Genomic DNA, 25,830 nt, shown 5'->3' with positions numbered 1-25,830 from the left:
AAGCACGGCCCGGTGGTGCCCGCCACGCCACGACGGAGCGTGGGCCTGCGGCGCCGGCCACGTCCAAGCACGGTCCCGCGGCGCCGGTGATCAGCCGGAGCGGGCCGCGGTACCGGGAGAGTCAGGTACCGGACCGGGCATGGCCAGGGCCGCCACGAGCGCGGCGGCGGCCACGCACCCGGCACAGACAAGGAAGGCGACGCCATAACCGTGCGCCAGCGCGGACGCCCCGTGCGCGCCACCACGCCCGGGATGCGCGTCGGCCCACGCGTCCGCCGCCGCGGCCGAGACCGTGCTGGTCACGGCGAGCCCGACCGCCCCACTGGTCTGCCGGACGGTGTTCAGCACCCCGGCGGCCAGACCGCCGCGCGCCGACGGGACGCCGCCGGTCGCCGCCACCGTGATCGGGGTGAACGCGGCGGCCGTTCCGAACCCGAACACCACGCCGGAGAGCACCACCGTCAGCGGGTAGGAACTGTCCGCGCCCAGCGACGCCGCCACCCCCGTGAAGCCGGCCGCGCCCAGGAGGCAGCACGCCACGGACGTCCGGCGCGGCCCGAAGCGTAGCGTCAACGCCCCGGCCGCCCGGGCGCCGGCGAACATCGCCGCCCCGACCGGCAGGTAGCCGAGCCCGGCGCGCAGCGGCGACCAGCTGTGCACGTCCTGAAGGTACAGCGACAACAGGATGGGGCTGGCGAAGAAGCCCAGACCGAGAAGCAGCATCACCACGTTGCCGCTGCTCACCGCGCGAAGCCGGAAGAGGTCGAGCGCCAGCAGCGGCTGCCGGGCCCACCGCGCCTGATGCGGCACGAGAATCCCCAGCAGCACGACCCCGCCGGCCAGCGGGCCCATGACCTGCGGGCTCGTCCATCCCGCGACGGCGGCACGCATCACGGCGTACACCACGCCCGTCAGCCCGGCCGTGGCCAGCGCGGCCCCCACGACGTCGAGGGACGGCCGGCCGGCGCGGTCGTACCGCGGCAGCCCGCGCGCGGCGCCGACCAGGCACAGCACCCCGATGGGGACGGTCACGAAGAACACCCAGCGCCACCCCGCCCACTGGGTGAGGACGCCGCCGACCACCGGCCCGGACGCGGCACCGACCGCTCCCACCGCGCTCCACGTGCTCAGCACCCGTGCGCGCCGGTCCGGTTCGGTGAACGTCGTGGTCAGCAGCGACAGCGTCACCGGCATCAGGAGCGCCCCACCGAGTCCCTGCACCACACGCGCGGCCAGCAGCACATCCGCTGTCACCGCGAAGCCGCAAGCGGCCGTCCCGGCGGTGAACAGCGCCGCCCCGGTCAGCAGCGTCGCCCGGTGGCCGAACACGTCCGCGCACCGGCCGCCGAGCAGCAGGAAGCCCGCGAAGGCAAGGGTGTAGGCGTTGACCACCCAGGGCAGGGCTGCCGGCGAGAAGCCGAGGGCGGCCCGGATGGCCGGCAGCGTCACCGACACGATGGTGGCGTCCAGGACGACGACGAACGCCCCGGCACAGGCCAGGCCCGTCACCAGCCGTTCGCCTCCGCGGGCGGGGCGGGTACGGCGGTCGCGGCGGGTACTGCCGGCACGGCGGGTCAGCTGCTCACGCCGCTCCGCGGACCGGCCCGTTCCTGCTTCCGTTCCCGCTCCCATGCCTGCTCCCATGCCGGTTTCCATGTGAGTTTCCATGGCGGGCTCCACCTCAGGTCGCGCACTCATACGAGCTCCTCGCCGTCCGGCCGGACGGTGGCGTCCGGACGCAGCACGGGCCGGACGTCGCCCGCCTCCGGGACGTCGAACAGGCCGTCGACGGCAGGGCGCTGGGCGAGGTATGCCGCCTCAAATCCGGTGATCTCCCGCTCGCCTGCGGGCAGTCCGGCGGCGGCCAGCAGGCTCCGCACCGTGACAGCCGCATCGGGCTGCGTGGCGATTCCTTCACCCCGGTGGTGCTCCCCGCGTCCCATGGCGGCGCGTGCATGCGGTGCCGCGGTCACGGTCACGGACAGATCGGGGATGCGGCGGTGCCAGTCGGTGTGCCGCTGGAAGGCGTCCCCGACCCGCAGGATCGCCGCCTCGCCCGCCACCGGGCCCGCGATCTGCATGGACAGGGGAAGGCCCGCCGCCGTGCGGCCCATCGGCACCGCGAGGACGGGGTTGGCCAACGGATTCCAGTACGGGGTGTAGATCTTCCCGAACACGCCCGCGTGGTCCTGGTGCCCCGCCTCGTCGGCCAGGGCGGTGAACGGCGGCGCCCCGACCGACGCGGTCGGGCACACGATCACGTCGACATCCGCGAACAGCGCGTCCACGGCCCGCTGCGCCACCGTGCGCACCCGCTGCGCCTGGACGTAGTCGGCGCCCGATATCAGCGCGCCCGTGGCAAGCAGGCCGCGCGCGGCCACGCCGTAGTCGTCCCAGTGCCGGGACAGGGCGGTGCGGTGGTGGGCGAGACCTTCGCCGGCCGCGGTCACGAAGGTCGTGGTGATCATCTCCTGCCAGTAGGGCAGCCGGATCTCCACCGGGACGGCGCCGAGTCCGGCGAGCACCGACACGGCCTCGTCGAACGCGCCGGGCAGCGACGGATCGCCGTCCGCGGGGAAGTGGTGTTCCCGTACGACGCCGATCCGCAGTCCGTCCAGGCCCTCGCCGCACCCGGTGTCGTAGCAGGAGGCGTGGAAGGAAGCGTGGAAGAAGGCCTGGCAAGACGTAGCGCCGACACCGTCGTGTTCTCCGGCGATGACGCCTAGCACCGCCGCGCAGTCCGCGGCGCTCCGGGCGAGCGGGCCGACGCGGTCGAGGCTGTAGGCCAGCGGCACGCACCCGGCCACGGGCACCCGCCCGTATGTCGGCATCAGCCCGCTGACGCCGCAGAACGCGGCGGGCATCCGAATGCTGCCCCCGGTGTCGCTGCCGAGCCCGGCCAGGAACATCCCCGCCACGACGCCGCTGGCCGAGCCCGAACTGGAGCCCCCGGCCCAGGACTCGGTCCGCCACGGATTGCGCGGCAACGGGAAGGGCTTGTCCTCTTCCGGCAGCCCGCAGCCGAACTCCATCGCGGTCGTCTTACCGGTGATCACCGCCCCGGCAGCCCGCAGCCGGGCCACCACCGGGGCGTCCCGCCCGGCCCACCAGCCCCGGTCGTGGACCAGGCTCTGCGCGGTGGTCGGTCCGTCCGCCACCGCGATGGTGTCCTTGACCCCGACCGGGATCCCGTGCAGCGGCCCGCGGTCGATGCCACGCGCCAACTCCTCGTCGGCACGGCGGGCCGCCTCCCGCGCCTGCTCGACGAACCGCGTCAGGTACACCCCGAGCGCCCCGTCGGCGCGCTCGGCCGCGACGACGGCGGCCTCCGTCAACCCGACGCTGGTCACGCTCCCTTCCCGCAAAGCCTGTGCGGCTTCGGTCAGGGTCAGGACGGGGGCCGGAGCCGGGACCGGGGACAAGGGGATGGTCAACACTTCACTCACGCTTCGCCTCCACATCCGCCGTCCCTTCTCGCGGACGGCCGGTGAGACGTGACCCTCCCAACTCAACCCGGGTTGAACGCAACCTCCTCGGCCGCGACCTCCATGCGCTTGTCCGGTCCTTGGCCTGGTCCCGAACTGCCCATAAGGCGCCTCTGCGTCCTGCTGACTTCCACCACTACGCAAGTCGAGGTGTCCTAGATCACCGATGCGAATTCTGTCAGGAATCCGCCATTTCAACTTCTGTCACCCTACGCTCACCGAACGCGACAGGAGCACCACGGAAACGACACGGACGCAGACTCACCACGGAAAGTGATCATGAAGAGAACCATCAAGAGAGCCGCGAGACTCTTCACCGCGCCGGCCGCCGCCCTGACCCTTCTCCTCCCCGTCCTCGCGGCGACCGCGACGCCCGCGGCCGCCGCGACGGACGCCTACACCTTCACCAACACCGACGGCACCCTCAACGCGACCGGCAACCGTGACGGGAACCAGATATCCGTCACCCCCGACGGCACCAACTACAAGGAGTGGCGGCTGATCAAGCTCGGCGCCCCCGGTACGTTCAACATCGCGAGCACCTCCTCGGGGAAGTGCGTCTACGCTTCCCAGCCCGCCGTGCAGCAGTCCTGCGGCAAGGACGGCGAGCAGTGGCACTTCCGCCCCGTGGACGGCAAGCCCCACTCCTTCGGCATCGTCCGCCGCGACGACTCCACCGGCGCCGAGTACTGCATGGACAACCGGGGCGGCCTCCACCTGTGGGGCATCCTCGCCCAGCCCAACGCCTGCAACGGCAGTGCGAGCCAGGAATGGACCGTCCCCGCGTCGAAGGCCGCCGAAGCCAAGAGCCTCGCCCTCGACTACTACGCCGACCTGTGCGCGAAGAAGACCTCCACCTGCACCTGGACCCAGAAGTCCGAAGGACAGCCCGAGGCCCTGCCCCGCGTGATGGCGTCCTCGGTCTGGTACAACGACACCGCCGCCAAGGCCGGCCAGATCTTCACCATCGCGTACCACTCCGGGTGGTCGCAGTCCTATTCCTCCTCCGTCGGCACCTCGGTCGGCGTCTCCGTCCCCGTCCAGGCCATGATCTCCGCCCAGCTGACGGCGGGCGTCACCTACACCTCGGACTCGACCACCATCAACGGCGTCGTCGTCACCGTTCCCGCCAAGAACTACGGATGGGTCGACTTCGCCGCCGTCGGCAAGAAGGTCACCGGCACCTGGACCTTCAACACCGACAACCAGCCCTGGACCACCGACGCGACCGTGACCGTCCCCGTCGTCAACTCAGCGGCCGGCTCCACGATGTACGTCGCCCGCACCAGCACGGACGCACCCGGCAGCAACACCACCCCGGCACAGAAACCCGCCGTGCAGACCTTCGCCACCACCGCCAGCGCGAAGCTCGACCTTCCGGCCGGAACACACCTCAAGACCACCGAGAACGGTGCCGAGATCGCCGATGCCGCGGGCAACCCGGTCATGCGGATGCAGCCGGGCACCGTGACCGACACCCAGGGCGTCAAGCACGCCTACAAGCTGGCCGTCGACGGGAACACCCTTACGCAGACCATCGAGGGGGCACCGGGCGCGACGATCGAAGGAACCGAGACCCCCTCCGCGATCACCGTGGGCCCGGGTACGTTCCCTGGCAAGACGCCTCAGCGCGCTTCCCTCGCCACGGCGAAGACGCTGCGGACGCAGGCGAAGGACGACCTCGGTGACGCCTGCGCCAGGGCTCAGGGCCACACCTGCTCGGACGCGGAGAAGAAGGCGTACGAGGACAAGCTGAAGAAGGCCGGCGCCTGGGACAAGTGCGTGGCCCAATGGACCGTCGGCACCGCGATCACCGGTCTCGCCGCCGGAGCGTTGGGAGGCGGAGTCGGGGCGGTCCCGGGCGCCATCATCGGCATGATCGGCGGAGCGGGCGCGGGCATGGTCGTATGCAGCTTCTGACCTGACAGCCGGGCCCTCGCCCTTCATCTTGAGTTCCAGCGGTCGTCGCAACACCCCGGCGCACGCTGTCGTAGAGCCGGACCCGTCCGGCCCGTACGCGTGACGGGGGCTGGGAGAGCGCGCGCTTTCCAGCCCCCGTGTCATTATCAGGCGAGGCCCTCCGCCCACTGCCCAGCAACCGCACCGTGCGCGGGGCAGGCAGCCACACGCACGTTCGCCGTCGCCCAGTCCGCTACCGTACGGCGAGCGGACGCCGCCGACCCCCGACCTGGAACTGCTCACCCGCTGGCGTAGACAAGGGCGGCTCCATGTTCCCCTAAGGCACGGTCAGAGCTGCGGCAGTTTGTCTCCCGGCGTCGGGGGGCGCCGCTCGTCGAGCCGGAAGAGGTAGGCCCGCAGGTGTGCGGCCAGTTCGCCGTCGAGGTACGAGGCATAGTCGAGCGCGGCGGCCGCTGTGCCCTGTCCCGCCTTCCGGTCGTCGGCCTCCCACGCGCCGCGCCGGTCCGCCAGGTACTCCCGGATCCGTCCCCTGTCTCGCCACCACTCCCGGACGGCCGCCGGCGTCCAGTGCTCATCGCCGTCGCAGCCGTAGCCGGCGAAGGGATCCGCCTCCGCGGCGTCGACCAGGCTCCGGAGCTGCTCGCACGTCCGCGGCTGACGGTAGACGTACTCGGTGAAGTGGTCGCCCTCATAGAGCACGAGCCCGGGTGCGTGGAGCCGGCCTGTACCGCAGTTGTCGGTGCCGGCCCCGTAGAACGGGCCGGGCACGTTGAGCCACTGCCGCTCGCTCCAATGCCCCCGGAAGGACGCACGCGCATCGCCGAGCAGAGACACGGCGTCGAAGTAGGGCTCCACAGCGGAAGGGTAGCCAGGAGCCGGACCGGCACCCTTGGCGGGGTTCGGTTTACGCGGGGACAAGCCTCGGATGCGGCAGAACCCCGGAGGGTGTCCGGCCGGTCGGGGCGCGCGTGACAGGCCGGGGTTCCGCCGGGGCAGGCCGCGTTGTCAGTGGTGGGTGGCATGCTGCGGCCATGACTGAAACCGTGAAGGGCCCGGCCGGCTACTTTCCGTCGATCGAGAAGAAGTACGGCCGGTCGATAGCCGAATGGAAGAGCTTCATCCACGCGTCACCCCTGACCAAGCACATGGAGCTCGTCAGCTGGCTCAAGACCGAACACGGTCTGGGGCACGGCCACGCCAATGCCCTCGTCGCCCATACCCTCGCGGAGGCGAGCGGTAAGTAGAACGCCTCCGGGGTCCGCCCGCGCGGTCAGCTGCGGGCCCGGATCAGGAAGGCGGCGACATGGGGAGCGGCCTGGCAGGCGAAGAGCGTCGGCCGGCAGCTCCAGGGCACCGGCCGTCGACTTCGCCACCGACAACGGCCAGTACAAGGCCGTCCTTTTCAAGGCAAGGGCCGGCGAGGCGGCCCGTACCCGCCGTCGATGGCGCGGACAGTCAGCTGCCCGCCAGGCTCCCGCCAATGATGCCGACCGCTTACCGCCGGATACGGCCGCTGTGGCAGCGACGCTGGCCGGTAGCAACCAACAGAGCCCCTTGGAGCCGGTGCGGCGAGTCCAATCACCACGTCGGCGACAAGGGGCCCTGCCGCGTCACCACCACGAGCCTTCCCGCGGTTACCAGGGATGCCAGGCGCCGTTATACCACTGCTCGTTGGCGTCGTCGTTGTGGTGATCCATGTCGAAGTCCGGCCAGTAGTTGTCGTTGTGGTTCTTCGGGTAGGTCCCGATGCCGGCGGATTCGTCGCAGATGTAGTCCCAGTAGCAGATCGACTTGACCGGTACGTTGCCGAAGTTCCGGTCAGAGCCCGCGAGCGGGTAGCCGATGACACCGCCGAACGGCGCGGCGCTACCGTTGGTGCCGGGCCCGCCCTGACGCTTGGGGTCCGCGAGGAGAATGGCGTTGACGTTGCCGAACGTCCTCCAGTTCTCGCTGATCCAGACGTGCACCACCGCGGCACCCAAGGAGTACCCGCCCATCTTGACGTGCTGTCCCGGGCACGCGGCACGTTGCTCCCGGACCAGCCGGTTCAGCTCGTTGACGCCCGACCGGACGCCCAGGCCGGTGGGGATGTCGCTCATGTACCCTACGTGCTGCTGGATGTTGCCGGTGAAACGGTCGTTGTTCCACCTGCTCCACGTGCCCCCGACAACAATCGTGTACGTGCCCTCGCACGGAGCTGTTGCCACCCGCGCCGTCGCCGCCTGCGCTGTGGACCCCTGCGCCAGCGAAAGCCCGGATGCCAGCAGAACAGCGGCCAACGCGGCCGCGATCCTTCCTCTTCGCATTCGATTCTCCCCATGTAGTGGGCCTACGCGTCTGCCGTCCGATGCGGTGCACGGTCGGTCGGCCGAGTTCGCTGGACGACAGTGGCAGTGGCCGATGAAATCCCTGTAAAACCCGTAGGGCCCGAGCGGACTCACGCCAAGAGCGGGCCGCCGACCGGTGCCCACGGTGGCCGGTTGCCCGCTGGGCACGAGCCCCGGGCATCGGGCCCGTCCATGCCGGGTACGCGCCGTCAGAGGGGCGGGGTTCAACCGTCGTCGAGAACGAGCGGCTCCCCAAGCTGACCATGCAGCACACGCTCCGAGGAACAAGCTCAACGACCGGTGGCGAGCATCCACATACCGATGGCCGTGAACAGGGTGCCGCCGGCGAGACGAGCCGTGGCCTCCGCGATCCGCCTCCTCCGGAGGTCGTTCTCCCAGGCCCAGGCGGCGATCTCCACCCGGTTGCGGGCGGCGAGCTTGCCTTGGACGTTGCCGAGGTGGGTCTTGACCGTGGACAGGGTGACGTAAAGCTCGGTGGCCAGTTCTTCGTTGGTACGTCCGCGCGCGACAAGCCTACGACATCGAGTTCACGCTGGGTCAGAGGCTCGACCAGGCCGCCCGGTCCGCGCGCTCCCGCACGGGCCGGACGGACCTCGGCGGTGGCGGGCCGGCCGCGACGCGGTGCCATGTGCGCGAGCAGGCGGACGGTCACCGATGGGGAGCAGTGAATTCCCCGCGGCCGCGGCGCGCACCGCTTCGGTGAGCAGTCCGGGGGCGCCGTCTTTGAGGAGGAAGCCGCAGGCTCCGTTGCGGAGAGCGCTGTAGACGTATTCGTCGAGGTCGAAGGTCGTGGCGATGAGGATGTTCATCGGGGCGTGGACGCCCGGCCAATTTCCTGGTCGTCGGCGATGAGCACCCGGATCGTCATGCCGGACATGTTCGCAGGAGGTGCGCCGGACATCAGCCGACGAAGGAGTCGGGGTCCAGGGGAAGGACAGCCAGGACGCGCAAGCCGCCGTCACCCTGCGGCACGGTGGTGAGGCGCCCGCCCAGTGCCTCGACCCGCTCGGTGAGACCGATCAGGCCGTAGCCGCGGCCGTCCGCCTTGTCACCGGTGGTCGGAGTGCTGCCCCGGCAGTCGTCGGTCACCGAGACCTCCAGCCGGTCCGGGAGCCGGATCGCACCTCGACCCGCACCTCGACCCGCTCGGCTCTGGTCGCGTGCTTGCGGACGTTGGTCAGCGCCTCCTGCACCACGCGGTGAGGACTCGACCACGGCATCGCCGTCACCGAAGAGACGGCCGCCGAGCGGGCTGGCGGCTCGGTTCCCGCGTCACCGCAGCACTCGACAACGCGGGTACGAAGACCACCCTGCCCGTCGTGGCGATCTACGACGGCTCGGACGCCCTTGCCCCCGTCCTCCTCTCCGGCGAGACGCTGCCGCCCACCGCGGACACCGAGCACCGGCCGTATGTCGAATCCGTCCTGGTCGACGCCGCCCACGGGCGCACAGCCGTGCTCCGGCAGGACATCCGGCGCACGCTGGACAACCCCGCGCTCCTCGTACAGGACCGCACCGACGCAAGGGCGGCGGCCGTCCTCGGCCAGGAAGGCGTCCCCCTCGTCATCCCATGGGACCGTGCGGCCCCCTCCTCCTCGCCACCGCCGCGACCGGCGTCCTCGCGTCGCTCTGGCCGGGGCACGAGGCAGCCGGGATCCCCATGCTGAAGGCCATCACCACAGACGACGAATGACGGAGGGGCGACGATCGGCCATGCCGGCCGGTGCCGGAGGGACAGCCCACTCGCCGGAGCACACTGGACGAGAGCCTGTGACCAACTGACACACCGATGACCAATTTGACGAAACGTCAAGGAAGGATCGGATGACCACCGAAGACAAGAACAGCTCACCTGTCGGCCGGCGCCTACTGCTGGCCGGCGCCGCCGGGGCGGTAGTGGCGGGGGTAGCAGGGGTGGCGGGCGCGGCGGAGGTGCTGCCGCAGGCTGCCGCCGGGAACGCGCGGCAGGCATACCCGCCGAACCGGCCCGAGCTCAAGCCGTACGGCCTGGCGGACACGCACGAGGATCTATGGCCCCGGGAGGACAACTCGCGGATCCTGCCGCTGGAGCTCCGGCCCCGCGACGAGGAACTCGGCCGGGTCTGGATCCGCGACACGTACGTCAACTGCTTCGTCGTCGGCGGCAAGCCGCTGTACGTCGCCACGGGCACCACCCGCGCCGCCGACACTGCGGGGGCGGGCCCGTGGAACGACGGCCTGTTCGTGTGGACGGCTCCCTCCGTGGACGGCCCGTGGAAGCTCGCGGACACCACCGGCATCCGGCCCGGCGCGGAGAAGGGCAAGGTCTGGTCGCCGGAGTTCGTCGGGGAGAACCGGCCGGGCCGCACCGTCGTCGCCCCCTGGCAGGAACACTGGGAGGACGACGGCGAGTTCGGCAAACGAGGCGACGTATGGGCCCCGGAGCTGCACTTCTTCCGCGGCAGGTGGTACCTGGTGGCGTGCATGGGCGACCACTCCAAGCTGGTCGGCACGTTCATGCTGGTCAGCGAGGGCGGCGTGGCGGGCCCGTACCGGCTGGTCAAGGGCAGCCTGAAGAAGCCCTTCGGGGACGTCGTCCCCGGTGGCCCGGACTTCATCGAGCCCGGTGCCTACCACCACATCGACGGCGGCCTCTTCACCGAGGGCGACGACGCCTGGCTGGTGCTGCACAATCACGTCTACGCCAAGTTCCGCGACGACATGGAGGACATCGTCCCGACGACGGGGCTGCCGCGGTTCCAGCAGCGACCGTACGCACCCGAGCCCTATCTGGAGGGCGCACACGTCTTCAAGCACGGCGGCAAGTACTTCCTGGTACACGCCGCCTGGGACCGCGCCTCGAAGAACACGGACGGCAGCGCCCGCCATGCCTACGACCCGCCCGGCAACGGCCGCGCGCAATACCAGTACGACGCGGTGGTCGCGGTCGCCGACCGCTTCGAAGGCCCGTACTCGCGGCGCTGGACCGCGGGCGTCGGGGCCGGGCACAACAACTTCTTCGAGGATCACGAGGGCGGCCTGTGGGCGACGTTCTTCCGCAACCCGGCCCACGGCTACTGGGCGGACCCCTCGCGCCGCGCCGACTCCGCGGTCGCGGGCGTCGTACGCGTGGAGTGGACCGGACCCGATGGCAACCGCCTGTATGTGAAACGCCGCGGCCAAGGGTGAAGCCACGCGCCCGGGACGACGGCCGCGCCTGGGAGCCTGGCCCACGCCCGGCTCATCGAGACGTGAACGCAAGGTGCTCGGGCACTCGGGTGAGGTGGAAGTAGAAGTCTGTGGGGTCGCCCTTCTTGTCCATGACGCACAGCAGGACGTCGTCCGTGATCCGTCGGAAGTGGTCGATGACAGGAAGCTGGTCGTAGACCATCGCCGTGGACGGTTTCCCGCGGAAGACGACCTCGTGCAGTGTGGCGAGCCCCATCTCCTCGTAGGAAAAGACCTTTCCGTTCTCGTCGAGGCACAGCAGCGGCTCCACATGCCCGGAATCGACGAACCGCTTGCCGTACCACTTCATTTGCGCCAGGAGTACGGCGTTCTCGCTGGCGGATTCGAATCCGCCACCTTTCCATGTGCCGGTCAGCAAGCCGGCATCGACCGGTTCGAGGCGGTCGAAGAGCTCCGCCAGCTTCATGGCGTCGTACTCCCCTCCGGAAGCGATGGCGTCCAGGATTTCCTGTTCCATGCCCACTTTCGGGTCCTTCCTCGGAGGCGGGAATATGTCGGCCGCGTTGCCGGGCCGTACGGGGTCGAAGCGGTGGTACATGCGGCTGTGCCAGAGGATCACCCGTTCCAGTGCCACCGCAGGAATGTACGCGGCCGCCGTGAGCGGAGCCAGAGCCCGGCGGCAAGCCTCGACGGCCACTTCGGCACGGTCGTGGGCCTCCGGCGCGCTCAGGCCGATCGCGAGGGCGTCGGCCTTTCCCTCGGTCCGTTCCCGGTGGTGGCCGCGGAGGTCGTTGAGCAGGCGGATCGCGATCGCCCCGTGACGCAGGGCGCCTCGCAGCACCGGAAGGTGCGGCGCAAGCCCATGGACATCGTCCATCAGCGCCCACAGGGCGGTGACCTGCTGTTCGACGCCGATTGTCCAGGCGCCGTGGCGTAGGTAGTCCGTCAGCCGGGGCAGGCTGCCGCCGGCGGCCACCGTTTCGGCGGCCGCACGCTCGCGCCGCATTCCGGTGAGCGTCCGGTGCATGCTGTGCCGCCAGAGCGCGACCAGTTCAGGCCTTCCGTCCTGGCGCAGGCCGCCGGTGATGTCCGCCAGAGCGTGTTCCACGGGGTCCTCGCCGCTCACGTCCGCTCCCGCGATGACCCGGTGCCAGGCCCGGACCCGGGCCCCGGTGCCATCGCCCTGGGTGACGTCGGCAGGGGCGTCCAGGACGTTGTCGATCGCCATCAGCCAGGTCGTCAGCCGGGCCACCTGGTAGGTGGATTCAGGAGCCGTCCAAGGCGTGAAGAAGGCGGCCTGAAGGCACATCAAGGGCACGAGCGCGGGGTCTACAGGCAGTCCGTGCTCTTTGAGCCAGATTTCCAGCCGGGGCATGTTCTGCAGCGCGCCGGAGCATGTGTCCGCTATGGAGACGATCTCCCGGGGTGGATGGCCGTTCGCTCGCGAATTGTCCACACCGTCAGAGTACGACCGCCGCCCGATCCGGGTGAATGATCGCGCACTTCGAAGCAGCAGGGGCGGAAGCCTTATGAGCACTGGACCTGGCATACCCCCATCAGGCCCGTCATCCCGGCGATCCTTTTCGTCCGGGATATCCGAGGCGCGGATGTCGTCCGTGCTTCGCCCGCGCGTGGAGCATGCGCTCGCCCAGGCCACCCGGCACGTCCTCGCAGCACAGCGGGACGACGGCTCGTGGCTGGCCGTGCCCGCTCCCCGTGTCACCGAGACCGCGTTGTGCACGCTGGCGCTCGGTCACTCGCCGCTCAGCGCGGACGGCGGAGCCGCCGCCCGGGGCCGGGCCTGGCTCGCCGTCAGCGGCACCCCGCAGGACCACCATCCGGTGGCCCATGCCATGGAGACCGCGCTGCTCTCCTTGGCCCTCGGCACCAGCGCCCCCGTGGACATGAGCCATCCCTCCTTCACGGACCGGGCGCTGTCCGCGCGGGCTCGCCTCCTTCAGGCGGTCGCTCTGCACACCGGCCGGGTGACCATCGGCGGACCAGGACCTGATGTGCTGCGCGGAAACCTTTCCGCCGCCGTCTCCGACCCCGGCCGGCTCAAGCGCTGGACCCGGGTCGAGCTGTGGGCCGCGCAGACCCTCGTGGAGGCGTCCTTCGGCAACCACACGGGTGCCCTGCGCACCGCCCGTCTGATCGCCGACCAGCAGGCGCCGGAGGGCGACTTCTTCGGCAACCCGGTCACCACCGCCCTCGCCGCGCTCGCGCTCCAGGCCGCCGCTCCCGGCACGGCCGCCGCCCGCCGCTGCCGCGCGTACCTGCGCAAGCGCCAGCTCCCCGACGGGACCTGGCGCTTTTCCACCAGCGACGTCTGGGACACCGCCCTCACCGTCCGCACGTTCCGGGGCGATGCGGCCTTCGACCGCCACGGGCTGCCGGCCGCCGTCGCGTTCCTGGTCGCGGCACAGAACGCGGACGGCGGCTGGCCGTACCGTTCCGGCCTCGAGTCCGACAACGACACCACCGCCTCTGTCCTGGTGGCACTCACCGGTGCCGATGGCACGAGCCGCGCGACGGCCGTCCGGGCCGGACTACGGCACCTGGCAGGGCAACAGACGGCCGACGGCCTCTGGAGAACCTGGCAGTCCGCCGGGGACCCGCCGGTGGACGACGTGATCGCCCATGTCGTCGTCGCGCTCGACAGCCACCCCGGTCGGCACGAGGTACCGCTGACCGCGGCGCGCGGCTGGCTGAACGATCGCTTCCGGGAGCAGGGGCGCTGGCACGGCGGGTGGTACCGGGGCCTGCCGTACGCCACCGCCGAGGTCCTGCCCGCGCTCGGCACGGTCGTCCGGGCGGGCGGTCACCCCGCCGCGAGAGCACTGGCGGGCGCCCGGCATCCCGATGGGGGCTGGCCCGCCGAGGCCGGCGGCCCGAGCACCCCGGCCACCACCGGGCTGGCCCTCACCGCCCTGGACCGGGGCGGTGTCCTCGACGCGGCACACTGGGCAGCGGGCCTGGACTACCTCCTGGCGAATCAACGCGCCGACGGCACCTGGCCGGGCGTACCGCTGATGTACGGCCCGCGCCCGCTCCTCACGCAGTACCCCACACATACCCACGCGTTCGCCGCCGGCGGTCTCTTCGCGGGCCGGCGCCGACTCCAGGCCTTCGGGAGCCCCGCGTGCGCCTGCCCGTGCGAGGGACGCTGAGATGCGGTCGGCCGCGGCGGCGGCTCGTACCGCGACCGGCGCCCCCACGGCCCGGGGCCGGGTGCCCCTGGCCGGGCACTCTCTCCGGTTCCGGCGCGACGCCCTGCGCTTCGTCCGTGAGCTCCGACGCCACGGGCCGCTGACGAAGATCTACATCGGCCCGCGGCCGGTGCACTTCGTCACCGACCCGGAACTGGTCCGGGAAGTGGTAGCCGTCCAGGCCCGCGCCTTCGAGAAGGGCGCGATGTTCACCACCCTCCGCGCGCCGCTCGGCGACGGTCTGATCACGTCCGCCGGTGACCGCCACCTCCGTCACCGCAGGCTCATGCAGCCCGCCTTCCACCACGAGCGGATCGCCCGCTACGCCCGCGTCATGGCCGAGCGGTCCCGTGCGAGCGCCGCCGCGTGGGAGCCGGGAACGACGCGGGACCTGGTCCCGGAGATCCACCGTCTGACTCTCGACATCCTGCTGCGCACCCTCTACGCGGGTGCCCCGGACGACCTCGAACTGCATGCCGCCGTGCAGGACTGGCTGGCCGTGAAGTACCACTCGATGCGCCTGGCCCTGTCCCCCGTCCACGCCTGGGCCGAGCGCGTCCCCCTGCTCCCGGCGTGGCGGCCTCCGCACACCGGCCCGCTCGAACGGCTGGCCGCGGTCCAGCGGCGGATCATCGCGGCGTACCGCGCCGACGGCAGGGATCGCGGCGATCTGCTCTCGATGATCCTGCTCGCCGAAGGGGCGGACGGCGCCCTGACCGACACCGAGGTGGTCGACGAGCTGATCACCCTCTTTCTGGCCGGCACCGGTACCGTCAGCGCGGCCCTGGCCTGGTCGCTGCACGAGATCGCCCGCAGGCCAGGTGTCCAGCGGCGCATCCACGAGGAGGTCGACTCACTACCGGCCGGACGTCCCTCCGGCATCGGCGATCTGCCCGCGTTGGCCTACACGCGGCGGGTCCTGGCCGAAGTCCTGCGGCTGTATCCGCCCTCGTGGCTGCTGATGCGCCGTACGGTGCGGCCGGTCACCCTCGGGGGCACGCGGCTGCCCCAGGGCGCCGAGGTCTTCTTCAGCCCGTACGCCCTCCACCGCGATCCGCACCTGTACGAGGACCCGGACCGCTTCGACCCCGAACGCTGGCCGCACGACGCCGCCGCGAAGGCACCGCGCCACACCTATCTGCCCTTCGGAGCGGGCAGCCGCCTGTGCATCGGGGAGGAGTTCGCCTGGGCCGAACTGACCCTCGCCCTGGCGGCCTTCACCGCCCACCGACGCCTGACACCGGCCGGCGCCGATCCCGTACGGCCTCTGGTCGGCACCGTTCTGCGCCCGGACAGGCTGCTCCTCACGGCACACCGACGCCCGGTCTGACCCTCGCCGCCCTCCACCTGTCAGGAGAACGCATATGCCGGACCACGCACACCTCTCCGGGCACACAACGCCGCACGGCACGCCGCGGCACCGGACCGCCCTGGTGATCGGCGGTGCCTCCGGCATCGGCGCGGCCTGTGCGGAGCGGCTCGCCACGGAAGGCACCACCGTGGTGGTCGCGGACCTTGACGAGGACGGAGCGGCCCGCGTGGCGACGCGGATCACGGCCACGGGCGGCGCCGCTCTGCCCCGCCGGCTCGACGTCACCGATCCGGATGCCGTGGCGCGCGTCGTGGAGGAAGCCACCGCCATGAGGGGAGGTCTGCGGATCGCGGTCAACAGTGCCGGGATCATGGGCGCCCTCCGCCCGCTCGCCGAGCTTCCTCCCACGGACTTCGAGGCCGTCATGCGAGTGAACCTGTACGGCGTTTTCCACTCGATGCGCTACCAACTGGCCGCGATGGCCGACAAGGGCGGGGTCATCGTCAACCTCGCGTCCATCGCCGCCCATTCGGGCTTCCGCGGCCACGCCGCCTACGCCGCCGCCAAACAGGGCGTCCTCGCACTGACCCGTACGGCCGCTCGCGAGTACGCCGACCGCGGCATCCGGGTCCTGTCGGTGTCACCCGGCATCGTGGAGACGCCGTTGATCACCGCACTGCCGCCCGGAACCACCGATGGCCTCGTGGCCTCCGTCCCGCTGCGGCGCACGGCACGACCGGCCGAAGTCGCGGCCTTTGTCGCGTTCCTGGTGTCCGACGACGCCTCGTACCTCACCGGCAGCGATCACATCGTCGATGGCGGATATCTCGCGAAATAGCCAGGGTGAGGCGGCTCCGCGAAGCCCTTGGACCGGAACCCCGGCGTACGGCGTGGGAGTGAACGGCGTACGGAGCCTCTCGACCGTGCCGTTCATCCGTTGCGCCTCGGGTGGGTTGCCCTCCCGGCCGAGGTGCCGCCGCCTTCCGAGCGCGGGCAACCTCAGCAGGCGTACCTCGATCTTCAGGCACCGGAGTTCCTCAGCGGATCAGCCTCAGTACCCTAGGGCCATCACGCTGAGTAGCCCACGACTTAGCTGATACATCGTCAGTAAAGTCAGCATTGGGTCAGCATCAGCACCGCCGCGGACCACTACCGACCACCAGGGCCCGTCAAGATCGACTACTCCCTTCGCCGCTACGGATGACCTGCGGAAACGCAGGTCAGCGACCTCACCGCCTGTTACTGAAGGAGACCCGCATGAAAATGCTCATCAACGTCCCCGAGACCGCCGTCGCCGACGCCCTGCGCGGTATGGCCGTCGCCCATCCCGAGCTGACCGTCGACGTCGAGGGGCGGGTCGTGGTGCGGCGGGACGCGCCGGTGGCGGGGAAGGTAGGGCTGGTGTCCGGGGGTGGGTCGGGGCATGAGCCGTTGCACGCGGGGTTCGTGGGGGCCGGGATGCTGGACGCGGCGTGTCCCGGGGAGGTGTTCACCTCGCCCGTGCCCGATCAGATGGTGCGCGCCGCCGCCGCGGTCGACAGCGGCAAGGGGGTGCTCTTCATCGTGAAGAACTACACCGGTGACGTCCTCAACTTCAACATGGCCGCCGAGCTGGCCGAGGACGAGGGCATCCAGGTCGCCAGCGTCCTCGTCAACGACGACGTGGCCGTTACCGACAGCCTCTTCACGGCGGGCCGCCGGGGCACCGGGGCCACCCTCTTCGTGGAGAAGATCGCCGGTGCCGCGGCCGAGGAGGGCGCGCCCCTGGAGCGGGTGGAGGCGCTCGCGCGGCGGGTGAACGAGTCGTCGCGCAGCTTCGGTGTCGCGCTCGCCGCCTGCACCACGCCCGCCAAGGGCAGTCCGACCTTCGATCTGCCCGCCGGGGAGCTGGAGCTGGGCGTCGGCATCCACGGTGAGCCCGGCCGGGAGCGGCGCGCGATGATGACGTCCGGCGAGATCGCGGACTACGCCGTCGACGCGGTGCTCTCCGACCTGCGGTTCACCGGCCCGGTGCTGGTCCTGGTGAACGGCGCGGGCGGGACGCCGCTGCTGGAGCTGTACGGGTTCACGTCCGAGGTGCACCGCGTGCTGCGGGAGCGCGGGATCCCGGTCGCCCGGACGCTCGTGGGGAACTACGTGACCTCCCTCGACATGGCCGGGGCCTCGGTGACACTGTGCCAGGTGGACGAGGAACTGCTCCGGCTGTGGGACGCGCCGGTGGAGACCGCCGGGTTGCGCTGGGGGCGTTGACCCCACCCCCGCCGCCGCCCGACCCCGCTCCTCCTCACTCCTCACTCCTCACTCCTCACTCCTCACTCCTCACTCCTCACTCCTCCAGCACGATCCTGCCCAGCAGCGTCGTCGTCAGCCCGAAGTAGTCCGCGTGGATCAGCCTCCGGTTCACCGGCAGCACGGTGCCGCCCGCCGTCACCGTCCCGGTCGCCGTGGCCGGATCGGCCAGGTACGTCTCGTACTCCTCGACGAGCAGCCGGTAGCGGGACAGCTGGGGCAGGCGGGGCGGTGGTGGGGTGAGGTCGCCGGTCCAGCCGAAGCCCGGGCCGCGGGGGACGCAGGTGAGTTCGACGACGGCGTCGGTGGTCACCCAGTCCAGATCTCCGGCCGTCAGACCGCGGCTCTGCACCGAGGCGACGATCCGGCGGCTGGCCGCCATGCCCGGCAGGCCGGGCCCGACGCGCCTGCCGACGGCGTCGAGGGCGGCCGGGCCGCCGAGGTCGAGGTGGATCCGGCCGTCGGTCGTCATGGAGGCGGCGATCTCGCGGTCGGGCATCAGCTGGGCGAACTCGGCCGTGACGATCTTGGAGAGGTGGAGCGGGGCGACGGAGTACGGCTGGTAGCGGGCGAGGGCCAGCCGCAGGTACGGGAAGTAGGCCGTGGCGGTGGGCCCGGCGCCGAGGTCCACGTCGACGTCGCAGAACCACAGCCGCTGCCGCGCGTCGAAGGACGGCTCGTAGGCAACGACCTTGACCGCCGCGGTCGTACCGGCGACGGTTTCCGCCGTGACCACGTCCGCGGCCGTGAGCTTCGCGCCCGGGAACATCTCGGCGGTGAGCCGGGGCAGGACGGTCGTGTCGGACCAGACGGGGTCGGCGCCGCACAGGCTGACCATCTCGTCCGGCAGCCTGGGATCGGTGGTCCGGCCCGGGTCGAGGACGACGGCGAGGAGTTCGTCGTCGCCGGAGGAGAACCAGGGGCGGTCCAGGTAGACGCGCAGGCCCGCGTGGCGGCGCACCCGGGTGACGCGGTGCGCGGCGTGGTCCACGGTCCGCTCCCAGCGGAAGGTGGGCACGAGGTGGCGCGCCCCGGGCGGTTCGGGCCGCCGTGAGCTGAGGACGGGCCAGCCCAGCCCGGTCTCCCCCGTGCTGTCCGGGCCCTTACGGGTGATCAGCGCGGGCTGCGCGGTGAGCACCGGGTGGAAGTACTCACGGAAGCGGGTGGTGGCGGTGGGGGTGTAGGTGACGTTGCGGTGCCGGGTGTCGCGGAACTCGTGCCGGATGTCCCGCAGGGGGAGGCTTTCCTGCCCTCGCCCCACGGTGATGGCGCCGACGTGCGCGTGACCGGTGATCCGGGCCGGTGCCGCTTCCCGGACGTCGTCGGTCCACTCGCTCCACGTGGCGTCGATGTCGACCTGCCCGGTGCTGCGGGAGTGGGAGCGCACCTCGCCGCGGAGCCCGGCGAAGGTGTCCTCGGCGGCGCGGACGAAGCGGAGCTCGCCCAGTTTGGGCGGCTCCAGGGGCTTCTCCACGGCGTGCACCAGGGTGAGCTCCGCCCAGGGGGTGAGCATCCAGTTCTCACCGTCGGCGGAGGCGGCCGTCAGCTCGTCCTTCTTCTGCTGCGGCAGGCCGGTGACCGGGTCGTTCCACATCTTGGAGGAGGTGAGCAGCCGCCAGTTGCGGAAGAGTTCGAGGTCGGCGGGGTCGAGGCGGCAGCTCACCCGGACGGTCGCGAACTCGGCCTTGGGCAGGAAGACGGTGAGCTCGCGGTTGAACGGGCCGCCCCACCGGGGTGGGCCGTCCCCTTCCACGATCTTCAGCCGGAGTGGTTTCGCCTGCGGCCAGGGGCCGGGGAAGTCGTAGGTCTCGTTGGGCTCGGCGCCGGGGAGCCCGCGCAGGGACACCCCGCGCGCCAGGACGTCGGGCAGGTAGGGCAGCAGCAGCTGGTCCGCTGTGTGCAGGACGTACTCCCCCGGCTTCAGTCCGTCGCCCCGTCCCACCGGGAGCTCGGTGAGGGGTTCGGTGTCGTGCACGTTGTGCTTGGCGACGCGGATCTGGCCGAACGCCTTGAGGTCGTGGGTGAGGTCGGGGTTCTCCGCGAGGCGGACCACGGTGTCGAGGTAGCTCGCCGCCTCGCGGCGCGCCGCGGCGAAGAAGCGGCGGCGCACGATGTCCGGCTTTCCGGGCCCGAAGACGTTGTCGTACGCCCCGTGCTGCTCGGCCGTCTGGAGCGAGCTCTTCGGCGGTGAGAGGTGCCGTTCGTCGAAGGAGCGGTAGCGCCGGTCGAGGCCGTCGACGGGCGATTCCCTCTCGTGGTCGGGGACCTTGCCGTTGCGGTCCCGGGCCCAGGCGTCCGGGGTCATCGGCTCGCCGTCGTCGTCGACGGTCGAGCGGATCACCATCCGAGGCTCCGACTCACCTTCCAGGAAGGGCCACTTCGGTACGAGCACGGGGGGCGGCACCGGCTCCCAGCGGCCGTACGTCACCGGCGCCGTGGCCCGTACGTCGGCGGTCTGCGCCGTCGGCCCGAGGCTGTTGCCGGCGAGGTCGACCAGGCGGGCGCGCAGCCGGTACGTCCGCCCGTAGCGCAGGGCCGGCAGGGTGCCGGGAGTGGGCCGGAACTTGGTGTCCAGCGGGAAGTCGGGGTCGATCTCGGGGTCGGACGCCTGGGGCCGGTTGTCGGCGCCGATGGTCAGGCCGGGCGGCGGGGCGACCAGGGACCAGCCGTGCCAGCCGAAGAGCGCCTGGTGGACGTAGAGCTCGTCGGGCTTGAGTTTGTCCGCGGTGACGGTGCTCGCCTTGAGGTGGCCCTCGTCCGGGCCGACGGCGAGGGCGACCGGCGGCTGACCGGCCCGTCTGACGGTGTACGTGCCGGTACGGGCGCACAGCGGGCGCCACGTGGTGACCCGGCCGGTGGCGTCGTCGACGAGTCCCACGTCGACGCGGTAGCCGCGCACCAGGTGGGAGGCGTCCAGGACGGCGGCGGCCAGCGCCGCCCCGGTGGCGTCGACGCCCGCCACGTGCCGGGCGTCGTCCTCCATCTGACCGGCGAGCGCGGCGTCCTGGGCGTCGCGGAGGACGGTGAGGCCCGCGCCGTGCAGGGCGGGCGGCGCGGTGGTGTCCGGGGCGGCGGCCCCTTCCGGGTCGGTGATCCCGGCGAGGGCCTGTTCGACGAGCCGGGCGAACTCGACGTACTTGATCGCCGCGCCGTCCACGTCGAGGTCGGTGACGCGCACGTCCGGGCCGCCGAGCGCCAGGGTGCGGCGGCCGTGCGTGCCGTCGTCGTCCGCGTACGGTTCGAAGCGCTGCCCGGCGACGTGCCGCAACTTCGTCCAGGGGCGCAGGCTCTCGTCGGTGTTGAGATGGCCCTGGGCGGCGGTGAAGACGACGCGTGCCTGCCCTTGGTCGAGCGTGCCGGGCGGCGGGGTGACGAGCAGGTCGACGGCGAGGCCGAAGCGGCGGAGCAGCTCGGGGTAGTCGGCGAGGAGTGCGCAGGCGCCGTGGAAGTCGAGGTCCGGCCGCTCGGGAGGGGCGGGCGGCGTGTCCGGGGCGCCGGGGGCCGGGGGCGCGGCGGGGCGGTCGTAGAAGCGGTAGAGCTCGGCGAAGTAGAGCATGGGGCCGCCGCGCCGGTAGGGCTCCTCGTCACGCCTCATGTGCTTGGGGCGGAAGGGGTTCTCGGGGGCGGCGGGGGCGGCGGGGCCGGCGGGAGCGCCTGAGACGCCGCCACCGCCGGTACGGCCCGCGAGGAGGTCGTCGAGCTGCGGGTAGCTCTTGCCGACGGCTTTCGCGAGCGCCCTGATGGGTTCGGTGAGGGGTGTGAGGAGGTCGTCGAGTGCGGGGTGGTCCCAGCTGGGCGGGGGCGCGGCGGGTGGCGCGGCCGGGGTACCGGGGGCCGGGGTACCGGCCGTGTCCTCGCCGTCCTGCCCGTGGGGTACGGGGCCGCCGGCCTCGGGGGCACCGGCCTCGGGGGCACCGCCGTGGTGCGAGCCGTCACGATCGTTCGATCCGCCACCACGATCCGCCCCGCCGCTACCGTTCGGTCCGCCGCCCCGATCCGCCCCGCCATTACCGTTCGACCCCCCGCCCGGGAAGGCCCGGTGGAACGCGGTCGTCGTCACTGCCGTCTCGTACAGCGAGTCGATCTGCTGGTGCACCGCCTGGCCGGGGAACGAGCGCAGGGTCGGTGGTACGCCCCGGGCGAGGGCCGTGGCCGTGAAGGAGGCGGGGGCGCGCACTTCGGTCGCGGTCGTGAAGAGGGCCTTCCAGACGGCGCTGTCGGGTGGCGGGAAGCGGCCGGGCTGCGCGGTGGTGGGCAGGGTGATGCTCGCGCCCGCCGGCGGTTTGAACTCCACCTGGAGGGCCGGCAGGTAGCGGGCCAGGGTCTGCGGCCAGTCCACGAAGCCGGCGAAGGCGCCGAGGGTCGTGCCCCCGGTCAGACGGGGGCTGACCAGCACGGTCAGCCGGAGTTTCCCGTCGGCGGTCACCCCGTCGGGCAGGACGGTCCACCGGATCGTCTCGGGCATGGCTCAGCTCACTTCCGCGAAGGCGGTGCAGTACTCGTCGACGGGGTCGCGCCGGGTGCCGGTGGCGGGGTCGGTGTAGGGCGCCATCATCTCGGCGAAGGTGGGCGGCCGGACGGCTTCGGCGGCGGGGTCCCCGAGGGCGGCGACGGTGGTGGGGCCGGAGCCCACGAACCGCTTCTCGCATTCGATGGTGACCGACTGCGACCAGAAGCCGATGTGGACGCTGATCGTGATCCGGGCCCGGCCGAAGACGGTGCGGGTGCCGAAGTCCCAGGTCAGTTCGAGGTAGAGCTCGATGGAGGCGGAGATGATGCCGAGGACGTCGACCTCGCCCCGGGCCCGGAAGTAGCCGGTGAGCCGGGACTCACCGGATTCGATCTCCAGCCGGAAGTAGATGCCGGCCATCACCGACAGGCTGCCGGAGGCGACGCCGAAGTTCATCGACAGCGCGGCACCGAACTCCAGCGCCGCCTCCAGGACGGCGACCTTCTTCGGTGTCACGACGATGCCGAAGAAACCGCCGCCGCCGAGCATGGAGACGGTCAGCCGGAAGGGGGCCTGGCGGGTGCAGAAGGAGAAGCGGACCTCCAGGGCCTTGCCGACGAACGGCAGGTCGAGGGAGGCGTCCAGGCGCAGGTTCTCCAAGCTGAACACGCCGATGGCGAGGTTGGGCAGGGGCAGCCCGTACGAGGCGACGATGCCGCTGGGGGTGACCTGGATGCCGGGCGGGTCGCTGAAGCCGTCGATGGGGATGAGCTTGCGCAGCGTCTCGACGAAGGACAGCGGGCCGGTGAACCTGACGCCCCGGAAGGCGACGTCGATGTCGGGCTTCTTCCCCGCGCGGGCGGTGAAGCGGACGCGCGTGAACTCGAGCTCCATGGCCTCGAAGCCCGGGACGAGGACGAGCTTGAACTCCTCCAGGGCGCAGGTGATGTCCGCGCCCGCGGCGATGTCGGGGCGGAGCGAACCACGGAGGTCCACGACCAGGGAGAAGCGGCCCTTGGCCGGGTCCGGTACGAAGACGGGGCTGCTGCCCGGCCCCCAGGGCTGGATGTCGGGGTTCCACTCCAGCCGGGCGTTGACCGTCTCGGGCAGCTTGGCACCGTCCGCGGCCTTCTCGACGGCCCGGCGCAGGGAGAGCACCTCCCCGGCGCCGGTGGTCCAGGTGGCGACCTGCTCCCGGACGCGGACGAGGAGGGTGCGGACGCCGGGGTCCGCGTCGGCCGGCAGGGCCTCGAAGAGCTCGGCGAGCGCCGTGGCGAAGGCGTCGAACGCGTCGTCGACGTCGTCCATGCCGAGCGGTTCGGTGTGTCCGGCGAGGCGCTGGGCGAGGAAGTCGGTGACGGTCTTGACCAGGGCCTGGGCGGTGGCCACGACACGCCGCGCGGCGGCTGGGTAGCGGTCGGCCTCACGCTGGATCTGGTCGCGGACGCGGCGGAGGTCGGAGAGGAACCCGGTGACGGCGCTGATGGTCTCGGTGAGGAACCGCGGGACCTTGAGGGCCTCGTCGAGTCTCGCGGCCTTGACCAGCTGGGCCAGGGGGACGACGCCGAGCAGGTTGGCGTCGAGGGCCCGGAAGAAGTCGTCCGGACGGAACTCCCCGTTCGCGATCTTCTCCAAGGCGTCGGCGCCGGTTCCGGAGACGGGCCCCGTCGTACGGGAGAGGCCGGCCACGTCGAAGCTCGGGGCCACGAGGCCGCCGGAGCGGTCGGAGTGGCCCTGGAAGTCCATCTTCAGGGGGTTCCGCGGGAGCAGGCCGAGGAAGACCTCGCCGGCGTTGCCGGGGCGGGCGCCTTCGGCGGCCTTCCGGAAGCCGGAGAGGGCGTAGCGCTTGGCGTAGGCGACGGCGACGGTGGTGTCACCGCCGCCGAGCCGGCTGACGGCGGGCACGGTGGCGGCCGCCCAGTGCAGCTGCGGGAGGAAGTGGGCGTCGCCCGGCCGTGGCCGGGCCGGGTCCTGCTGGGCCAGGCCGGGTGGGGCGGCCACGCGCCAGACCATGTGGGCGATGTCGAGGCTGGTGTCGTCGGGCGCGAGATTGGGCGCGAGCGCCACGGACTGGCCGAGGAGGGCGGCGCTGGTCTCGACGGGCGGGTCGGCGGGGGCGTCGGCCGCCGGCGGGAGGGGCGAAAGGGCGTTGTACCGGCCGACGACGTCGGCGAGCGCGGTCCCCGTGGCACGGTTCTCGGTGAGGAAGAGCAGCGGGGTGTGGAATTCGACGACGCGGTTCGCGTGGTCGACGGCCGTGACCTTGAACCGGAACGGGCTCTCGGCAGCGGTGGCGGGGATGAACTCGCAGTCCCCCGGGTTGTCCGGCTGGTTGCTGAGGTTGGGCGTCACAAGGGTTTCGAGACGCACGCTGGTGAAGGGGAAGAGGACGTTCGTCAGGTCGCTGGTGGGGTCCCCGGGATCGGCGGGGAGGGGGCGCTCCGGGTCGTACGTCCGTACCGGCTCGCGGACGATGATGAACCGCCGCTGGAGGAGGAAGGCGGCGCGCGGGTCGGTGAACTTCCGCTCGGTGACCACGACGAGGTCGGCGCGGTGGCCGAAGGGGCACAGGCGGCCCGAGAACATCAGGCGTACGTAGTGGTCGCGGCCCATCGACGCCCGGTGCCGCCACTCCGAGAGGGTGAGGCCGGCGGGCCGGACGGGCCAGGTGCCGTGGCTGTCGAGCCAGCCTCCGACGGCCGACAGCATGAGGTTGCCGACCGTGACGGGAGTGGGTACGTACGGCTTGCCGTCGGGTGTGCGCAGGCCCTCGCCCGAGGTGAGGTCGACGAGGTTCGTCCGCTGTGCCGGCTGGATGGAGGCCGGGAAGGCCGGTGGCGGCGGGGGCGGTGGTACGGGCTCGGGGTCGCGGTCGCGGTTCCAGACGGCGCGGGCGGTGCGCCCGTCGGTGCGGGTGTGCCAGAGCTCCACGCGCTCGCCCGGTGCGGGGTCGGCGATCGGCCCGCGGTGGTTCCAGTGGGCCTTCTGGGTGGGCGACAGGAAGAGCCGGTAGGGCAGTTCGATGCCGGTGCGGGGGTGGGCGGGGTCGGCCAGCGGGTCCTGCGGGCCCGCGGGGGCCGTGTCGGCCCCGTCGGGTTCGCCGCGCTCGATCACCGCACCGGCGGCCGCGGCGGCGGCGTGGGTGGTCTCCAGGCCGTAGCGGGCGGTGAGTTCGGCGGTGGTGCGCAGCAGGCGTACGAGCGCGAAGGCTCGGGCCGCGTCGTCGGTGCCGCCCTCCGGGACGGTCCCGGGAAAGCGGATGGAGGTGACGGGCGGGGTGTCCGGCTCGCGCGCGGCGTCGACGACGCGGAGCCGCAGCCGCCGCATGGCGTCGAGCAGGCCGGTCTCGCTGTAGTCGATCGAGTCCTGCGGGCCGACCTCGAAGACGAGCACGCTCCTGCCGCTGACGATCGAGTCGACGGGCCGGTCACGGGGCTCGGCCGGCTTCTCTTCCTCGAAGACCCGCTCCAGGACGTGCTGCGGCCCGAAGGTGACGACGAGCAGCCCGTCGGCCTGCGGTTCCGCGCGGATCAGCCGTCTGGGACCCGGGCCGTCGGCGAACCGCAGCCTGGGGAACGCGAAGGTGAGGTCCAGCAGATCGGTGCTCCGCAGCAGGCGGATCGGTGTGGGTGTGGTCATGTCGCCCCCC

General features: G+C 71.9%; 16 protein-coding genes and 1 pseudogene. 8 read left to right on the top strand and 9 right to left on the bottom strand.

Features of this window, described 5'->3' with window-relative positions; all coding sequences use genetic code 11:
* Nucleotides 1-90 precede the first annotated feature (90 nt).
* Nucleotides 91-1,698, bottom strand: a complete 1,608-nt coding sequence (locus LUZ64_RS32020) for a DHA2 family efflux MFS transporter permease subunit (RefSeq protein ID WP_211304992.1) — start codon at nt 1,696-1,698, stop codon at nt 91-93.
* A complete protein-coding gene (locus tag LUZ64_RS32015; RefSeq protein WP_232389695.1) occupies nt 1,695-3,350 on the bottom strand; it encodes an amidase in 1,656 nt (551 codons plus the stop codon). Before LUZ64_RS32015 ends, LUZ64_RS32020 begins: the two co-directional genes overlap by 4 nt.
* 414 nt (nt 3,351-3,764) lie before the next feature.
* Between LUZ64_RS32015 and LUZ64_RS32010 the strand changes: the two genes are divergently transcribed.
* Nucleotides 3,765-5,405, top strand: coding sequence for an RICIN domain-containing protein (locus tag LUZ64_RS32010; RefSeq protein WP_095580971.1), 1,641 nt, complete (start codon nt 3,765-3,767; stop codon nt 5,403-5,405).
* A 327-nt stretch (nt 5,406-5,732) separates the two neighbouring features.
* Here the strand turns inward: LUZ64_RS32010 and LUZ64_RS32005 are convergent, their stop codons facing one another.
* Complete coding sequence (locus LUZ64_RS32005) at nt 5,733-6,260, bottom strand: ferredoxin (RefSeq protein WP_095580970.1); 528 nt, start codon at nt 6,258-6,260, stop codon at nt 5,733-5,735.
* 176 nt (nt 6,261-6,436) lie between these two features.
* Here LUZ64_RS32005 and LUZ64_RS32000 point away from each other — a divergent pair, with 176 nt between their 5' ends.
* Nucleotides 6,437-6,649 (top strand): DUF4287 domain-containing protein, encoded by a 213-nt coding sequence (locus LUZ64_RS32000; RefSeq protein WP_095580969.1) that lies wholly within the window; start codon nt 6,437-6,439, stop codon nt 6,647-6,649.
* Nucleotides 6,650-7,039: 390 nt separating this feature from the next.
* Here LUZ64_RS32000 and LUZ64_RS31995 read toward each other — a convergent pair whose 3' ends face one another.
* The 3 genes and pseudogenes from LUZ64_RS31995 to LUZ64_RS31985 form a co-directional block, all read right to left on the bottom strand.
* Entirely contained in the window at nt 7,040-7,711 is a 672-nt protein-coding gene (locus LUZ64_RS31995; RefSeq protein WP_095580968.1) for a cutinase family protein, read from the bottom strand.
* Nucleotides 7,712-8,022: 311 nt separating this feature from the next.
* Nucleotides 8,023-8,580: pseudogene (locus LUZ64_RS31990) on the bottom strand (LuxR C-terminal-related transcriptional regulator); the annotation flags it as partial.
* A gap of 73 nt (nt 8,581-8,653) precedes the next feature.
* On the bottom strand, nt 8,654-8,842 hold the full coding sequence (locus tag LUZ64_RS31985; RefSeq protein ID WP_095580967.1) for a sensor histidine kinase: 189 nt from the start codon (nt 8,840-8,842) through the stop codon (nt 8,654-8,656).
* 230 nt (nt 8,843-9,072) lie between these two features.
* Here LUZ64_RS31985 and LUZ64_RS31980 point away from each other — a divergent pair, with 230 nt between their 5' ends.
* Nucleotides 9,073-9,420, top strand: a complete 348-nt coding sequence (locus LUZ64_RS31980) for a hypothetical protein (RefSeq protein ID WP_143593087.1) — start codon at nt 9,073-9,075, stop codon at nt 9,418-9,420.
* A gap of 157 nt (nt 9,421-9,577) precedes the next feature.
* Nucleotides 9,578-10,921: a family 43 glycosylhydrolase gene (locus LUZ64_RS31975; protein WP_095580965.1), complete on the top strand. Its 1,344-nt coding sequence runs from the start codon at nt 9,578-9,580 to the stop codon at nt 10,919-10,921.
* 52 nt (nt 10,922-10,973) lie between these two features.
* Here the strand turns inward: LUZ64_RS31975 and LUZ64_RS31970 are convergent, their stop codons facing one another.
* Nucleotides 10,974-12,377 (bottom strand): DUF4334 domain-containing protein, encoded by a 1,404-nt coding sequence (locus tag LUZ64_RS31970; RefSeq protein WP_232389696.1) that lies wholly within the window; start codon nt 12,375-12,377, stop codon nt 10,974-10,976.
* Between the two features lie 151 nt (nt 12,378-12,528).
* Between LUZ64_RS31970 and LUZ64_RS31965 the strand changes: the two genes are divergently transcribed.
* From LUZ64_RS31965 to dhaK, 4 genes are all read left to right on the top strand, one after another.
* Nucleotides 12,529-14,091 (top strand): prenyltransferase/squalene oxidase repeat-containing protein, encoded by a 1,563-nt coding sequence (locus LUZ64_RS31965; protein ID WP_170116724.1) that lies wholly within the window; start codon nt 12,529-12,531, stop codon nt 14,089-14,091.
* 1 nt (nt 14,092) lies between these two features.
* Nucleotides 14,093-15,460: a cytochrome P450 gene (locus LUZ64_RS31960; protein WP_095580963.1), complete on the top strand. Its 1,368-nt coding sequence runs from the start codon at nt 14,093-14,095 to the stop codon at nt 15,458-15,460.
* A gap of 34 nt (nt 15,461-15,494) precedes the next feature.
* The gene (locus tag LUZ64_RS31955) at nt 15,495-16,280 is read left to right on the top strand and encodes an SDR family NAD(P)-dependent oxidoreductase (RefSeq protein WP_095580962.1); all 786 of its coding nucleotides are present in this window, start codon (nt 15,495-15,497) and stop codon (nt 16,278-16,280) included.
* A gap of 419 nt (nt 16,281-16,699) precedes the next feature.
* Nucleotides 16,700-17,692, top strand: coding sequence for a dihydroxyacetone kinase subunit DhaK (gene dhaK / locus LUZ64_RS31950; RefSeq protein WP_232389697.1), 993 nt, complete (start codon nt 16,700-16,702; stop codon nt 17,690-17,692).
* Nucleotides 17,693-17,768: 76 nt separating this feature from the next.
* Here the strand turns inward: dhaK and LUZ64_RS31945 are convergent, their stop codons facing one another.
* A complete protein-coding gene (locus LUZ64_RS31945) occupies nt 17,769-22,196 on the bottom strand; it encodes a hypothetical protein (RefSeq protein ID WP_232389698.1) in 4,428 nt (1,475 codons plus the stop codon).
* A 3-nt stretch (nt 22,197-22,199) separates the two neighbouring features.
* Complete coding sequence (locus tag LUZ64_RS31940) at nt 22,200-25,820, bottom strand: hypothetical protein (RefSeq protein ID WP_095584643.1); 3,621 nt, start codon at nt 25,818-25,820, stop codon at nt 22,200-22,202.
* Nucleotides 25,821-25,830: the final 10 nt, after the last annotated feature.

The organism is Streptomyces albireticuli (assembly GCF_021228125.1).
Classification (GTDB): Bacteria; Actinomycetota; Actinomycetes; order Streptomycetales; family Streptomycetaceae; genus Streptomyces; species Streptomyces albireticuli.
The sequence above is the reverse complement of the archived record's forward strand: the minus strand, read 5'-3'. Positions and strand labels throughout refer to the sequence as shown.

Excerpts from the sequence above, each read along its gene's own strand:
- LUZ64_RS31965 (WP_170116724.1), top strand. The coding sequence starts at position 12,529 with ATGTCGTCCGTGCTTCGCCCGCGCGTGGAGCATGCGCTCGCCCAGGCC.
- LUZ64_RS31945 (WP_232389698.1), bottom strand. The coding sequence starts at position 22,196 with ATGCCCGAGACGATCCGGTGGACCGTCCTGCCCGACGGGGTGACCGCC.
- LUZ64_RS32010 (WP_095580971.1), top strand. The coding sequence starts at position 3,765 with ATGAAGAGAACCATCAAGAGAGCCGCGAGACTCTTCACCGCGCCGGCC.
- LUZ64_RS32000 (WP_095580969.1), top strand. The coding sequence starts at position 6,437 with ATGACTGAAACCGTGAAGGGCCCGGCCGGCTACTTTCCGTCGATCGAG.
- LUZ64_RS31960 (WP_095580963.1), top strand. The coding sequence starts at position 14,093 with ATGCGGTCGGCCGCGGCGGCGGCTCGTACCGCGACCGGCGCCCCCACG.
- LUZ64_RS32020 (WP_211304992.1), bottom strand. The coding sequence starts at position 1,698 with ATGAGTGCGCGACCTGAGGTGGAGCCCGCCATGGAAACTCACATGGAA.
- LUZ64_RS31975 (WP_095580965.1), top strand. The coding sequence starts at position 9,578 with ATGACCACCGAAGACAAGAACAGCTCACCTGTCGGCCGGCGCCTACTG.
- LUZ64_RS31995 (WP_095580968.1), bottom strand. The coding sequence starts at position 7,711 with ATGCGAAGAGGAAGGATCGCGGCCGCGTTGGCCGCTGTTCTGCTGGCA.
- dhaK (WP_232389697.1), top strand. The coding sequence starts at position 16,700 with ATGAAAATGCTCATCAACGTCCCCGAGACCGCCGTCGCCGACGCCCTG.
- LUZ64_RS31940 (WP_095584643.1), bottom strand. The coding sequence starts at position 25,820 with ATGACCACACCCACACCGATCCGCCTGCTGCGGAGCACCGATCTGCTG.
- LUZ64_RS31955 (WP_095580962.1), top strand. The coding sequence starts at position 15,495 with ATGCCGGACCACGCACACCTCTCCGGGCACACAACGCCGCACGGCACG.